The sequence below is a fragment of the Mycobacterium sp. UNC410CL29Cvi84 genome, from assembly GCF_000686745.1.
GTDB lineage: Bacteria > Actinomycetota > Actinomycetes > Mycobacteriales > Mycobacteriaceae > Mycobacterium > Mycobacterium mucogenicum_B.
On record NZ_JMLM01000002.1, the window covers coordinates 463,844 to 479,119 of the forward strand.

Sequence of the window (15,276 nt, forward strand, 5' to 3'; positions counted from 1 at the left end):
TCACGCCGCTCGCGCCGGCCGCAGTCGCGCGAGCAACTGGCGGTCGAGGAGCCGCAGCGCGAACGCGCCACCGACGAACAGAATGACCGAGCACGCGGCCACGACGACCCACGGCACATAGCCCTGCATGACCTCGGTGACCGCGCATACGCCGACCGTCAGCGCGACGACCAGAAGCAACTTGGAGACCGGCAACAGCCGGTCGATCGGAATGGTCCGGGCCGCGAGCGCCCACATAGCGATGAACATGACGATCTCGGTGATGACCGTGGCGCCGGCCGAACCGTTGTACGAAAACCGCGGAATCAGATAGACGTTCAGCACGACGTTGAGCACCAACGCACCGCACGCCACCCACGGATAGGCCCGTTGTCGCGACGCCGACACCAAAGCAACGAGGATGAGGTGCGACAGCGCCGCGAACACGGCCCCGATCAACAGCATGCGGACGGCGTCTGCGCAGACGCCGAACCGCTGGCCGTACAGCAGCGACACGATCTCGTCGCCCGATGCCCACATGCCGGCGACCGCAAGACAGGTCATCAGTCCGATCAGCACCGCGGAAGAACGCACCCGGCTGCGGAATTCGTCGGTCATCAGCGGCCACGCCGCAACCAACAGAGTTGCTACCGGCGTCACGATGGCCAGGACCGCATACGACAGCACATCGGCGAACTTGTAGGCCACGCTGTACAGGCCGACCGAGTCGAACTGATCCAGCTTGCCGAGCATCAGGATGTCGACCTTGGACAGCAACGTCATCATGGCCAACCCGATGCTCAGTGGAATGGCTTCCACCAGCATCTCGCGCCACAGCTTGAGGCGCGGCTGTTTGGTGATCCGCGGTCCGACGCCGCCGCGGCGGACGCCGATCAATTTCCATGTGCCCGAGAAGATTTCATTTGCGATGGCCGGCAGGATGAAGATCATCAAGCCGGGGTGGGTCGTCGCGATGAGGACGGTCAGGATCAATTGGAACAGCTGGGCGAACGCTTCCGCCGCGGCGACGGTCACCATCTTCAGCCGGCTCTGGTAGAGGACGGACAGCGCATGGCTGGGTGTGGCGATGACGACGACGAGGCCGGCCAGGGCGGTCGCCCGGATGACCTCGCCCGAATAACCCATGGCGACGACGTAACCGACCGCGATCCCATATCCGAGGAGCCCCAACGCCGCTCGCAGACCGACAAACGAGCTCGCGAAGACGTCGGCGTCTTCGTCATCTGCTTCGAGCAGTCTGCCGAGCACCACCCGGCCCACGCCGAGATCGGTGACGATCGACATCATCCCGAGAAGTCCGAACACGAACGAGAACACGCCCCAGTCCGTCGGCGACAGCAACCGGGCGATCAGGACCGTCCCCGACCATCCCATGAGGGCGATCGCAAGGCGGCTCAACAGCAACGCGATGGTGTTTCTCCCGGCGGCCGCATCCTGTTCGTCCCGCCGACGCTTGTCCGCGTCAGCGTTGACGGACGCGTCAGGTCCGCTACTGCCCGTGGCAGTCACTTGGCCGCCAGATTCCACACGCTCAACCGCGTCACGCCGCCTACTTCTCATTCCGATGGTCACCCTCGCTCACAGCAAGGCGCGGGAGGATCTGCGTTGTGAGGCAACGCGGTACGTCGGGCGTCGCCATCAACAGATTCTGGCAGCAGTTCAGCAAACTCGCGCTGCGCGACAGCCAGAATCCGTGCACTCGCGACATTCTGGATGTCGCGCTGCAGCAGGGGGTGATCGCCGGTCGGTGCACGCGTGATGGTCGGTGCCCAGCCACGACGCTCAAGCCGTGCCATGCCGTGCTGCCCACGTTGTTTGTCGAACCACGCCTGGTCCTCCGGCGACATCACCATGTCGACGACGATGCCGTGACGTCCCAAGGCGGTCAGCAGGACTTCGGGCACTTCAGTCAAGCCGACCCGGCCCATCAGCAGCCACAGCCGGTACGGCAGCCAGCGCCTGACCAGTCTCTTGAGACGGGCTTCGAGCGTGCGGGGCTCGGGTGCAGGTTCGACGCCGGGATTCGGCGGCGTCATGCCGATCAACTTCTCGGGTCCGATGGCCTTGTGACGGATGCTGAAGAGGATGGCGTTGACCAGCACCACCGCGCGGGCGCCGTACCTGATGGCCCCGATCGCCGAATTCCACGCGCCGGAGCAGATCCCCGTCATCATGAGGCGTTCGGCAGGGATCCCGGTCGCCACCATCGCGTCATGCACATCGGTGTTGGATTCCGGCGAATAGATTGTTGCGAATTCTGCTGTGGCCCAACCGGTGTCACCAGTACCACGACGGTCGTAGCGCACCGCAGCGAGGCCGTGCGCGGCAAGCTCGCGTGCGGTGTCGGTCCACACCCGCCCTGAGCCGACGCGATGTTCACACGCCGTGTTGTGGATGAGCAATGTCGGGGTGTCCGGTGCCGTATCCGCCAGGGCGGTCCTGATGGCGAACAACCGGTTGGGCCCCAACTCGTCCAACGTCTCGACGACCGCGCGGCCGTCGGGCAGCTGGGCCACCTGTGCGCGGCGCGCGATGGCCGGCGCCACCGGTTCTCGGCCGGTGTCCATCGCCTGATGAAGCCACTCCGCGATGAGCGTCAGCGTTGCCACCGGGATCTGCACCACGAATGTCACCGGCTCGACGTACTCAGGCTGGCCGGCGACAGTCGCCAGCTCGCAGTTGCCGTTCGCCAGCAGCGCCTTGATCTTCGGCTCGTCCGCCCGCTCGGGCCTGGCGACGATGAGCGTCGGGACGGTTGCGCTGAGCGATTCCGGCATCTGGATGCCTTTGAGTTGTCGTGCGCACTCGGGCGAGAAGGTCGTGCCAAGGATGGACTCACGGTCGACGTCGACCAGGTCCGCACCGACCGTCATCTTGTACAGCGTCCGTTGCTCGCGGAGATACCGTCGCCCGTCGAGAACGGGGTCCCACAGGACAAGCGCGGCAAGCCCGTCGAGATCGGATGCGACGGTAGCCGCGAGCATGGCACCCATCCGTAGCCCGATCACGCCGATCCGCGTCACCCCGGCAGTTCGCAGATACCGCACCGCGGTGCCGATACTGTCCTGATAGTCGCTCAGAGCTGAGTCGGCCCCGAGCTCCCCGGCGGAGTCGCCCGTCGCGTGATAGTCGAACCGCAGCACCATGAAGCCGCGCTCACACAACTCTTGAGCCAGCAGTTTGAGTCCTCGGTAGGTGTCGACGTGCTCCTTGCCCAATGGCGGGCAGATCACGATGCCGCCGCGCGCGCGTCGCCCTGCCGGAACGTGGACGACTCCGTACAGGGGTGCCGTTTCGGGGCCGAACCATGTCGGCTGCGTATGGGCAGCTTCCTCGTCCACGAACCAGAGCCCCCTCTGTGATCCAAGTGCCATATGGTCGCGCTCCACGATACACAGTCACGGAGCCTTCCGATATTCGCTAGAAGTGCACTATCAAACATTTAAGCCGACCAAAATGAACTCCGCTGGACATGCGACAGGCCCTTCGAATTGTCGAGACCGGCCGGTATAGCCGCTGCAATATGGGATTTCTCACCGCAAACGATCGCGCCATGCCCCGATTCCGGCTAGACCGTCACACAGAGAACGGTTACGGTATGCGAGATAGAGCAACGGCATTTGCGTTTGCTAAATTCACGTCCGGAGGCACGAAGTGGCAGACCCCAACTCCTCGTTGGGCATCGTGGCCAGCCGACGTCCGTCGATCATTCACGTCGCGGAATCATTCGCCAGCGGTACCGCGTCAGCGATTGGGGACTTTGTCCGCAACTACCCCGAGGCCCAGCATCACCTCGTCTACTCGTTTCGCGACGAGGCGCGGCTGGACATCGACGAGTTGACGTACTTCGCAACGAAGACGCAGCTGCCCCCCGGCACCATCGCGCGGGTCAGGTTCCTTCGCCGGTTGCTTCGCGCTACACCAGGCCACGTGATCGTGCACGCGCACTCGAGCATGGCCGGCGCGTACGTGCGCTCCGCGGTGCGCCGGACGAGCAAGCGCCCGCTGGTATACACGCCGCACTGCTACTCGTTCGAACGGCTGGACGTGTCCTGGGCGGTGCGGCAGGGATTTCGCATACTCGAATGGTTGTTGTCGTTCAACACTTCCGCCTACGCGGCGTGCTCTCCGCGCGAGGCCGAGCTGTCAAGATGGCCGCTGAGCTCGCCGCGCGTGGTGACGGTACCGAACGTACAACCCCCCGGGTTGCCCCGAGCCGACCGTCCCGCAAGCGAGCCGACATTGCGGATCGTCGGCAACGGACGCCTAGGGCCACAAAAAGATCCGCGGTTCTTCGCCGAGGCGTTCCGTGCCGCAGCCGAGGTGCACGGCGGGCTGGAGGCCGTGTGGATCGGTGGTGGCACCGACGAGGACATCGACCTTCTCCGCGCGCACGGAGTCGAAGTCACCGGCTGGCTACCGCGTAGTGCGGCCCTCGATGTGATGGCCGGGTGCGATCTGTACCTGCACACGGCGTCGTGGGAGGGATTTCCGATCTCCATCATGGAGGCCGCGGGCATGGGGTTGCCGGTGGTCGCACGTCGGCGTGCGTACTTGCACGGTGTCGACCTACCGGTAATGCTCGACCGTCCCGAGGATCTGATCACCGCCATCACGGCGCTGCGCCGGGTCGGAGGGCTGGCGGCGCTGCGGCAGCAGACCGCGATGGCATTGGCCGGTAATTGCGAGACCGAACAGCGGACTGCACTTCGCGCCCTGTATGAGCCGCTGAGGGGAGATCATTGATGCGGAAAGTGCACGTGAACGGAAAGTGGCTGGCGCAGAATCTGACCGGCACGCAGCGCTACGCCACTGAAATCGTCCGCGCAGTCATCGACAATGACGTCACCGACCTGGTCGTCCATGTGCCGGCCAACGCCGAGATCCCCGACTGGCTGCGCAGCCCGCGGGTCGAGATTCGGCAGTCGCGCAGCACCGGCGTGGTTTTCGAGCAGATATACCTACCCGCCGCAACGTTCGGGAACCTGCTGCTCAATTTCGCCGGGCCGGCGCCGGTGGTGAAGCGCCGACAAGTTGTCACCATGCACGACGCCACGCCCTTCCGGTTCCCGCAGACGTTCCGCCGGGCTTTCGTGGCCTTCTACCGCATCTCGTACTCGTTCCTCGGGCGCTGGGCACGCCATCTGATCACCGTGTCCCACTTCAGCGCCAGGGAACTCGACGACGTGCTCGGCATCCGCGCGCAGAAGTTCGTGGTCGCCGGTTGTGCCGCAGATGCCTTGACGACGGTGGAACCCCAGCGACCCGACTTGGCCCCGGACGAACCGTTCTATCTCATGGTTGGCACGCTTGCGGTCCACAAGAACCTGCCGGCACCGGTGCGTGCCGTCTCTGATTCCGGACGCACCGTCGTCGTGGTCGGCGCGTCCGGTAACGACCAGGTGTTCAGTCAAGCGGCAGCACTTTCCCCGAAAGCCATTGTCGCCGGGCGTCTTTCCGATGCCGAGCTCGCATGGTTGTACCGCAACGCGCGTGGTCTGATCTTCCCGTCACGGTATGAGGGTTTCGGCCTGCCGCCGCTGGAAGCCCAGACTCTCGGTTGTCCGGTGATCACGTCGAACGCGGCATCGCTGCCCGAGATCGCGGGTGACGCCGCCCTCTACTTCGACCCCGATGACATGCCCGGCCTGCTCGCCCAACTGGATCGGCTGGAGTCCGAGGTGGAACTGGCGAACACTTTGCGCGAGCGCGGCGTTCGCAACGCGCGCCGCTACTCGTGGGAAGTCTCCGCCCAGCAGATACTCGACACCGTGGGCATCGTGCCGCCGGCCGGCAGGGACCAGAACTGACGCGCTAGGTACTCGCGCCGACCGGTCGCGGAATACTCGGCGGGAAGTCCGGCCGCTCACGAAGCCACGCGGGCACGCGGTCGGCGGCGATGGGCGTGCTGTAGAGATAGCCCTGCACCACGTCGCACTTGAATTGCTTGAGCCGAGCCGCAGTTTCGCCGTCCTCTACGCCCTCGGCGACCACGCGAGCCCCCAGATGATGAGCCAGAGAAATGATGGAGCGGACGATTTCGGCGGCACGATCATCCTTGAGGACAGACGCGACGAACTGCCGGTCGAGCTTGACCTCGTCAACCGGAAGGTCGCGCAGGTAACTCAGGGTTGAATAGCCGCTGCCGAAATCATCGATTGCGACCCGTACTCCGGTGTGGCGCAATCCGTTCAGGACGTATTGAACTCGTCCCAGCTTGCTCAGCATGAAGTCCTCGGTGATCTCCAGCGTCAAGTCGGCCGCGGAGATCCGGCGTTCTTCCAGCGCCCTGGCAATCCGCCGGGGCAGGGCGATGTCGGTGAGGCAATTGGCGAATACATTGACTGCCACGGGCACAGCCAATCCCTCACCGCGCCACCGGGCGACGTCATCGAGTGCCCGCTCGATCACCAGATCGTTCACCAACGTGGTGAGGCCGTGCGAACGAACCAGAGGCAAGAAGCGGTCGGGGGCCAGCAAGCCGAGTTCGGCGTGGGGCCAGCGCAATAGGGCTTCCACGCCCATCATGTCGCCCGAGATCAGGTCGAACTTCGGTTGGTAGTAAAGGCAGAGAGCCTCACTGTCGATCGCCTGGCGTAGCTGGCCCAGCAGCCGGACCGTCTCGGTCGGCCGCGCACCCAACGCCGCGATACGCGACGTCGTCACAGTGTCGTCGACGTCGCTGTCTATGCCGTGGATGTACGCACTGCGCAGGTGCGAGTTCTTGGCGATCTGGACGGCCGCCGCCGCGCGCGCGAGGAGTTCGTCGGCTGTGAGGTCGGCTTCTCCGTCGGTCGCCACCGCGAGTCCGACGCTCGGCCGGATCAGCAGATCGTGCCCGTCGATGATGAACGGGTCTGCGAATGCCTGGACCAGGCGGTCTGCCACGGCCCGGCCGTGCTCGACGCCGCCGTCCATGAGCACCGCGAACTGCCCGCTGTCCATCCTCGCGACGGCATCATCGCGGCCGACGCTCGATCGGATGCGGCCGGCGGCCAGGTTCAGCAGCTCGTCTCCCGCGCCACGGCCATAGGCCGCAGTCACCAACGCCAACTCGTCCAAATCGAGACGCACCACCGAAACGCCTTCGGTGTCGCGGTCAGCGCGGGACAGCGTGCAAGACAGCCGGTCGCGCAACGAGATCGCATTGTCGAGGCCGGTCACCCGGTCTTGCTCCAAGAGCTCTCTCGCGGCGGCCCGTAGCCGCTGGTTCTCGTTGAACGTGACGACCTGTCGGACCACGGTCGTCACGACGAGCACGAGGGCGGTGATCGCCATCGGGATGCAGCAGGCCGCCGCCACGTGCAGCAATTCGATGCAGCAAGTCGCGGTCGCGATGACCAGTGGCACCACCGGAATGGCTGCGGACCAACGCGGCGCGACCGCCGTGTCGACATCAGTGGCGGACAGCACTTTTCGCTGTTGGCGACTTGTCAACGCGGCAAACGCCAGGCAGATCAGCGCCGCACTCCAGCCGAGATCGATCAGGCGGTGCGCCGTACCACTGCCCCACATGTCGACGAACAGTATGGCGATGTTGGAAACCGCACCCAGAATGTTGCCGATCGTCAGCAGCAGAAGCACCGGGCGATGCCGGCGATCAACGGCGCTCAACACCGCAATCGCGACCGCGACCAAAACCAGGTCCGCGATCGGGAAGGCCATGGCAAACCACGAATGCCAGCGGTGCTCAGCGCCCATGGCGAAGCCGTCTTCGAGCGCCACGACCCAAGCCAAGGCAAATGCCGCAAGGCCGATGATCGCGCCGTCGAGAAGCAACCGGGCTCTGGTCCACGGCGAGGCGCCGGATGCCAGCAGGACGAGACTGACGCATGCCCCGACCGGATAGAGCAACCCGACCATGTCGACCGCGGCCGGCACCACCTCCGGGGTGGCACCCAGCCGAAGTTCGGACGGCGTCCATATCGTCTGGGCGACTACCCAACCGCACAAGCCGACAGTCAGGCTGGTCCACGCCGCACGGTGTCGACCGTGCGATCCCACCGCAGCAGAGATCGCGCACACCACGGCAAACAGCGCAAGCGCGACCATCACGGCGTCGACGACGACCGCGCCGGCGACGCCGCTGTTCGCGCTCGCAATCAGAACCTGCCGCACCACAGGTGCCTCCAGTCCGGTGTGTTCGTGCAATCGTAGCGACAAAGACATGGTTAGCGTGAACAACCCGCCGAACCTTGTCGAGTCGGAACCGACTGACGTTTCCGCCGGGAGAAACCGGCCGCTATCACGCTGTTTCTCTGCATACCGGCAAACCTGCGCTCGCTCTACAGCCCTGGTATGCCACGTATCGGGATATCCTACCCCAGATTCAGCAAAGTTTCGGAAACGACAATTTATCGTGGAACCGCGCGAATAAATGGCCTCCGGTCAGCGCCGCCGCAACGGAGAGGGATCATCGCACGGCGTCGAATTGCCGTCGCAACGGCAGACGATGTCGTTGCCGACAGCGAACGTCATGCGCACTGCCGCATTGCCTCCGCCGCGCTTGGCCGAGAACATCGCATGGTCAGCGCACTCGATGGTGGCGTCCAATACGGACTGGGCATCCTCGTCCCCCTTGGAGAAGTCCGGCAAGGCAACGGAGGCGACACCGATGCTGGCAGTGACCGGCGCCATGTCGGCGGGTGCGGCGATGGCCGCGCGTATGCGCTCACTGATGCCCAGTACCTGCTGCGGTGACGTGACATCGACGACCACAAACTCTTCTCCGCCCACCCTGGCGACGAGTGCAGTGCTGCGTACGACGCCGCGTATCCGTTCCGCACTGCGCATCAGGACGGCATCGCCGACGGCGTGCCCGTACGTGTCGTTGACGTTCTTGAACCTGTCCAGATCGATGACCAGCACGATTACGCAGGCGCCGGCAATCGATCGGTGCGCCCGGTCGGCGAGGAAGCTCTCGATACGCAGATTCAAACCCCGGCGGTTGAGTAGCCCGGTCAGCTGATCGGTCACCGAGTCGTGCGCGTCGTTCCGCAGCACCCAGATCCCGAATTGCACGACAGCGGGCAGCACCACGAAAGATGCGATGGCCGCTAACGTTTTCGCGAGCGCCAGATAAGGGTCTCCATCTGGCCCCCACGCGATATCGGCCGCGAACAGCGCCGTCACCATGAGCACCCACACCGTGTGGAGCGCCAGGACCTTGGGACCTTCGAAGAACTTCGTATAGACGGAGATGAGAAGGAGCGCGTTCAAGCCGAAGAACCCGGCCAACCGGTTGGAGTCGAGCAGTGCGACGACGCTGATACCGATGTCCGCATAGACGATGAAGGCAATCGACATCGCGCGCGACGGCCAGGGCCCGAACCACCACAACAACGCCCAGACCAGCGCGGACACCGCAAACACCGACGAGACGCCACGAGACAAGGCGGTGGACGGCCCCGCGGGCGAGAACTGAATGACGATCGAGATTGCGGCGAGCAGGGCCGCGCATCCTCCGACAAGCAGTTGTATGCCACCGAGTAGGCCGCGCTGAGCGAAGTACCCGATTTGCGCGTCGTAGTCGACCGGTTCGGACCACCACGCACGGGCCAGCCGCGCAACAGCCAATAGCTCGCGCAGCCGTGTCAGCACATCGAACCCCGTTTCAGGTGCACCTGATGAATGCGATCTCCCCAAATCGCGACAGCAAAGCGAACGCTAGCAGCCCGATTTGGCAATGTCCATGGTGATTCATTTCCGCTAGTCAAACCGGCTCGATCGCCAATATGGCAAATTTTCATAGCTCATCCACAGCCGCCTGGTCACGTCAAGCGGCCATCGCGGCCCGCCGGCAAGTGTCGCGACCTCACCGCCTCACGCATTGAAGTGTGATGGCCGTAACAGGTGTTCGTTAGGTGTCCTACTTGCCCGCTCCAATCCTTCGGTATAAATTTGCTGAAAATCGCATTCGTTAACAAGTAGTGCATCGCGCAAGACCACCGTCGGTCCGCGTGTCGATCCCGAACTGGCAGGTGAATCCTGCAAGCACCACGGGGTCGAATCCACCGAGTGAGTCCCGCCCAGCAGAGAGCGCCCCGGTAGCCATGTCGACACCCGCCGTAGATATATCCCAGCTCACGAACGATATCGGCCCTGCTCGCGTGCGTTCCGGCGCCGCAGCAGGGGCCCCGCTTCAGCTACCGCCAGCTACCGCAACCAACCACCGAGGACGCTCCATCCGTGAGCAGCGTCACCAGAAACTTGCGCGAATACTCATTTTCAGCGACGCCCTAGTTATTTGCTCTTCCGTCATGTTTGGGCAAATTTTCCGGTTCGCCACCACCACTGGCCACCCCGTGTACGTGTCCCTCGACGGCGGTCCGCACGTGCGGTATCTGGCGGTGTCGGCTGTCATCGCGGTGGCGTGGATGGGCTTCTTGTCACTGGGCAGCCGGTCGGCCAAGGTCGTCGGCCGGGGTTTCGATGAGTACGTCACCCTCGCCGCGGCCACGTTGCAGCTGTTCGGCCTCATCGCCATCGCCTCGACGCTGTTCCACTTCGACATCTCGCGCGGCTACCTCGCCATCGCCCTGCCCACGGGCCTGGTCGGCCTGATCACCACCCGCTGGATCTGGCGCCGCGTCGTCGCCCGGAAGCGTCTTTCGGGCGACGACCAGAGCCGTCTCCTGGTTGTCGGTGCCACCAGTGCTGCGACGGACATCGCCACCGAGTTCGCCAAAGACCCGTGGGCGGGGTACCACGTCGCCGGGTTCTGCACCCCGATGGGACCGACGCACGCCAAGGAAGTCATCACCATCGCCGGCCGCGACATCCCGATCGTCGGCACCGACGAGGCCATCCTCGCCGCCGTTCAGCGCACGGGGGTGGATACCGTCGCACTGGCTGCGACCCATCACCTGAGTCCCACCGACATCCGACGGCTCATGTGGGAACTGGAAGAACACGGAGTCGATCTGATGGTCGCCCCTGGCCTCATCGACATCGCCGACCAACGCCTCACCAGCCGCCCCGTCGCCGGCATGGCGGTCTTCGAGATCGCCAAACCCCAATACAGCCGCTCGAATTCACTGATCAAACGAACTTTTGATGTCTTCTTTGCCGCGGCAGCGCTGGCGGCCATTGCGCCCGTGATGATCGTGACGGCACTGGCGGTCAAGCTCACCAGCGCCGGGCCGATCTTCTACCAGTCCGAACGCATCGGCCTGGACGGAAAACCGTTCCGCATGACCAAGTTTCGCAGCATGTACCGCGACGCCGACACCCGCCAAGCCGACATGATCGCCGCCAACGGTGGCAACGCCCTGTTCTTCAAGATGAAGGACGACCCACGCGTCACCCCCATCGGCAAGATCATCCGCAAGTACTCCATCGACGAACTCCCCCAGTTCTTCAACGTCCTCACCGGACACATGAGCGTCGTCGGACCCCGCCCACAAGTCCGCCGCGAAGTCGACACCTACGACGACCTCGTCAGCCGCCGCCTGGCCGTCAAACCCGGCCTCACCGGCCTCTGGCAGATCAGCGGACGCTCCGACCTCAAACCTGACGACGCCATCCGCCTCGACCTGACCTACGTCGAGAACTGGTCGCTGCTCCAGGACCTCCTCATCGTCGGCAAGACCGTCCGTACCGTCCTCGCCGGTGACGGCGCCTACTGAGACCGAGGTGCGGCCGGACATGAACATGGGTCCGCCATGATCCGGCGCGCGGCACGCTTTGCGCAGGTGAACGACCGAAATCGCCTGTTGGGCACCGCCAAAAGAAACATCCGTTACATTCTTGTTTGTGATTGCGAGCGTGACGCTTCGTGCGGTGGCTGATTTTGGTGGTGCGGATACCTGCAGTGCCCTCTCGGCATCGGGTGGCGACGTGGCGCGAGCTGCGGCGGGGTGGCGCATTACAGATCGGGCAGGGTGTGTGGGCGATGCCCGACGTTCCGGTCTTCGCCGACGGTGTCGCACGAGTGGTCCAGTTGGCGCATCGCGGCGGCGGCGAAGTGTTGACGCTCAGCGCGGCCGGTCGTGACAGATCGGAATCGGCGCGACTGCAAGACATGTTCACCGCTGAACGAGCCAACGAATGGACTGGCTTCCTTTCTGGATGCGCAGAGTTCGACGCCCAGATCGACACGGCAATCGCCAACGGTGAACTCACCATCACAGCGCTGGTCGACCAGCAAGAGCGGCTGGAGCGGCTGCGTCGGTCGCACCGAGACATCAAGGCGCGCGACGTCTTTGGCGCGCCAGTCGCCGCAGAGGCCCACCTACGGCTTGAACGGTGCGCGGGCCACTTGGCCGACTACGCCGCACGGGTGTATCGAGCACTGCACCAGATGTAATTACTCCGCAGCGCAGGCGATCAAGTCACCGCGGAAGCCGCGATGAGTACATCGCCCGGAGAACCGGATGGTGTACCCCGCTCGGGCCTGCTGGCGGTCTATGGCGCCGGATTCGCAATTGCGTTGAGCGCCACCAGCATCGCGGCAAATTTGGCGAGCTATCTGCGGATCAGCCATGGGACATTGCTCACGTTGGGGCTCCTGCTCGCGCTCTATCCTGCGGCCGAACTGCTGCTCAAACCGATCATCCGTGCACTCTCCGCCATTATGGGGCCACGGGGAGTGCTGCTGACCGGGTTGGTCACCTCGGTAGTGGCATCGGGGGCGTTCGTCATTGCGGAGGACGCGTTCGGCGTGGGACTGGCGCGACTCGGCCAAGGGGCAGCCGCCGCGGCTGTCGGACTTGGTGCCGATGCGGTGCTGACCCGGTTGTCCCCCGCCGGCACGAGCCACTCCTTCGGTGGGTACCGCACCTGGAAAGCGGCGGGTTACGCGCTGGGCCCCCTGCTCGGCGGCATTTTGGTTGGCGCTGGCGGGCATTCGGCACTGTTCCTGCTGCTCGCCGTCCTTGCCGCCGTGCTGACGGCATGGGCAGCGATGGCCGTGCCGACGATTGATGCCGCGGCCCCGACGAGTGAGTCGACGACGGATCTCGTCCGGGCTCTGTTCAAGACAGCAGGTGTGTGGCCGGCTCTGGCCCTCGCTGCGGGCGCGGCGGCGGTGTCCGTCAGCCTCGGGTTCTTGCCTGTCCTGGCCACCCAACAGGGCCTCGGGCCGTTGGCCTCCGGTGCACTCGTCTCCAGTCTGGTTGCGGTCGCCGCATTGGTACAGCGACCCGTGCGCCGTATCCGCGATGCCGGACGATTGACCGACCACACCGGGATCGGCATCGGACTGCTGTTGGTGGCACTAGGTTTCGCCTCGGCGTCACTGGCCCCGACTGTCGCCGGCCTGGTGGGTGCCGGCGTGCTGGTCGGTGCCGGCGCGGGCGTGATTGCACCACTCGGGTTCACCTACCTGGCCCGGACAAATCCTCCCGAGCGGCTCGGCCAGGTGGTCGGCATCGCCGAGATCAGCCGCCTGCTGGGCGCTTTCGCGGCACCACTTCTCGTCGGCGCCATCTCTGCTGCATCGACTCTGACGGTGGCGCTCCTGGCCGTGACGGTCTGCCTCGCCGCCGCAGCCAACTTCCTCGTACTTGCCGGCCGCGGGTCCAGCTGATCAGGCTCAGCCGGATCTGATGTCAGGGCATCGGGATCGGGGGCGGTGACGGAATAGGCGGCGGCGACGGTATCGCCGGTGGCGCAGGAATGGCCGGTGGCGCCGGGACCATCGGCGGTGCGGGCATGGCCGGTGGCGCCGGGACCATCGGCCGACCGGTCTCCGTCGCAGGCATCTGCGGCGCGGGCGTTTCTGTGACCGGCCCCGACGAACTCACGGTCGGCGCAACCGACGTCGGAAATATTGTGGTCGTGGATGTTTCGGTGGTCGACGTCGTCGTGGTGACCGATGTCGTCGACTTGTCGTTCGAGGCTTTGTCGCCACACGCGGCAAGGCCGGTCACCGCCAGCGCCACTGCGCCGACGTAGACGGTCAGGCGAGCTCGGGACAGCGGTTTCGGGTTGGTAGGCATGGCGCAATCCCTTTCGTCCGGCAGCATCGTGGCAGCAGATACCCCTGATTCTGCACACCAAACTCTGCTCCACGGTTGTTTACCTGATGTGCCGTCACGGGTTGATCGTGCGCTCCCCCAGCTGACGCCCCCACACGTAGTCGACCACCAGTGGTGAGTTCAGGCCGATGTGGTTGTAGGGCGCGATGGAGGCGCCGACATCCATGACCAGATACGGCATCGGAAGGATGTCTTTGGTCACCTGCCAGCATCCAGGCCGGCCCATCGGGCCGCCCGACGCATTGATGCGCGGCAGATTGTCCGGATACACGTATGGATTCCCGCCGCCGACCAGGGTGCCGGGTCCTTCCAGCGAGTAGCCGTTGCCGCCGATGGCCTTGGCCAAAGCCGGTGCTGCTCGCACCACGCCCCTGAACGTGCAGTCGAATTCGGGGCTGTACTCGGCCAACAGCCGAGCCGTCGGCATGAGGTCCTGGGCACCGCGCACGAGGTACGGACCACCGCGCTCGAAGCTGTCCGCGGCGGTATCGCCGTACCCGACCGCGGCCATCAGGGCACGGTCCAGGTCCGCACTCTGGTCGTGGATGGTCCGCGCGGATGTGACGGCGCTGTTCAGTCCGTCCCACAGGTCCGGGGACGCGTGCGTGTAGGCATCGGCGAGATCGGCGACGGCCATCATGTCGTGTCGGAGTGCCGGCATGCGCGCGACCAAGTCGGCCAGGATGTCGTTGCCCTCGGCCAGGGACTGCCCGAATTTGTCACCGAGCCCGTCGAGCGCCTGTGCGGCCGCCGTCAGCGTCATGTTCACCTTGACGGGGTCGATCCGCTCGGAGATCGCCATGATGGTCTCGAACAAGGTGTTGAATTCGGTGGTGACGGCGATGGCGTCGATCTGATCGCCCGCCCGAAGCCGTTGCGGTGACGGAACATTCGGGGAGGCAAAGGCGACGTACTTGTTGCCGAACGCCGTGGTGGCCGATAGCCTCACCTCGGCATTGCGCGGCAACGCGTTCAAGTACCGCGGCTCCACATCGAGCACCAACCGGGCTTGGGCTCTCCTGTCGTCGCCCGGCACCACGTCCACGGCCCGCAGGCGGCCGATCGGCACCCCGTTGTAGGTGACTTTCGAGCCCGGATCCAGTGCGAGTCCCGCTCGGCTCGCGAGCACATACAGTTCGGTCGAGGTGCGGAAGTAGCCGCGGAACTGGAACCAGATCAGCGTCGAGAACACTGCGGCGACGAAGGCGAAGACCATGCCGGCGGTCTTGTAGGGCGGCGTCCGGTTCTTGTTGAGCGGCGCACGGGTGTCACCCATGGGCCCGATGTTAGGGCGGCG

At 64.9% G+C, this 15,276-nt stretch carries 11 protein-coding genes; 6 read left to right on the forward strand and 5 right to left on the reverse strand.

The genetic code is table 11. From position 1 onward, the window contains the following. Both BR47_RS0105895 and BR47_RS0105900 read right to left on the reverse strand, forming a co-directional pair. On the reverse strand, window positions 1-1,509 hold the full coding sequence (locus BR47_RS0105895; protein ID WP_231506665.1) for a flippase: 1,509 nt from the start codon (window positions 1,507-1,509) through the stop codon (window positions 1-3). Window positions 1,510-1,568: 59 nt separating this feature from the next. Beyond that, a complete protein-coding gene (locus BR47_RS0105900; protein WP_231506666.1) occupies window positions 1,569-3,341 on the reverse strand; it encodes a serine aminopeptidase domain-containing protein in 1,773 nt (590 codons plus the stop codon). Window positions 3,342-3,654: 313 nt separating this feature from the next. On the opposite strand from BR47_RS0105900, the gene BR47_RS0105905 reads away from it, so the two are divergent. After that, window positions 3,655-4,746, forward strand: coding sequence for a glycosyltransferase family 4 protein (locus BR47_RS0105905; RefSeq protein WP_081831207.1), 1,092 nt, complete (start codon window positions 3,655-3,657; stop codon window positions 4,744-4,746). Further along, window positions 4,746-5,810 (forward strand): glycosyltransferase family 4 protein, encoded by a 1,065-nt coding sequence (locus BR47_RS0105910; RefSeq protein ID WP_177127330.1) that lies wholly within the window; start codon window positions 4,746-4,748, stop codon window positions 5,808-5,810. The genes BR47_RS0105905 and BR47_RS0105910 overlap by 1 nt, the downstream gene beginning before the upstream one ends. A 4-nt stretch (window positions 5,811-5,814) precedes the next feature. Here BR47_RS0105910 and BR47_RS29845 read toward each other — a convergent pair whose 3' ends face one another. Further along, a complete protein-coding gene (locus BR47_RS29845; protein ID WP_177127329.1) occupies window positions 5,815-8,118 on the reverse strand; it encodes a putative bifunctional diguanylate cyclase/phosphodiesterase in 2,304 nt (767 codons plus the stop codon). Window positions 8,119-8,388: 270 nt separating this feature from the next. Then, a complete protein-coding gene (locus BR47_RS29850; protein WP_051634631.1) occupies window positions 8,389-9,600 on the reverse strand; it encodes a GGDEF domain-containing protein in 1,212 nt (403 codons plus the stop codon). Between the two features lie 659 nt (window positions 9,601-10,259). Here BR47_RS29850 and BR47_RS0105925 point away from each other — a divergent pair. The 4 genes from BR47_RS0105925 (at window position 10,260) to BR47_RS0105940 (ending at window position 13,896) form a co-directional block, all read left to right on the forward strand. Next, window positions 10,260-11,627, forward strand: a complete 1,368-nt coding sequence (locus BR47_RS0105925) for a sugar transferase (protein ID WP_029118897.1) — start codon at window positions 10,260-10,262, stop codon at window positions 11,625-11,627. 203 nt (window positions 11,628-11,830) lie between these two features. Next, window positions 11,831-12,307: a Chromate resistance protein ChrB gene (locus tag BR47_RS0105930; protein WP_020100413.1), complete on the forward strand. Its 477-nt coding sequence runs from the start codon at window positions 11,831-11,833 to the stop codon at window positions 12,305-12,307. Window positions 12,308-12,349: 42 nt separating this feature from the next. Continuing rightward, window positions 12,350-13,528 (forward strand): MFS transporter, encoded by a 1,179-nt coding sequence (locus BR47_RS0105935; protein WP_029118898.1) that lies wholly within the window; start codon window positions 12,350-12,352, stop codon window positions 13,526-13,528. 89 nt (window positions 13,529-13,617) lie between these two features. Further along, window positions 13,618-13,896, forward strand: a complete 279-nt coding sequence (locus BR47_RS0105940; protein WP_029118899.1) for a hypothetical protein — start codon at window positions 13,618-13,620, stop codon at window positions 13,894-13,896. A gap of 138 nt (window positions 13,897-14,034) precedes the next feature. Here the strand turns inward: BR47_RS0105940 and BR47_RS0105945 are convergent, their stop codons facing one another. Continuing rightward, the gene (locus tag BR47_RS0105945) at window positions 14,035-15,255 is read right to left on the reverse strand and encodes an MCE family protein (protein WP_029118900.1); all 1,221 of its coding nucleotides are present in this window, start codon (window positions 15,253-15,255) and stop codon (window positions 14,035-14,037) included. Between the last annotated feature and the right edge of the window lie 21 nt (window positions 15,256-15,276).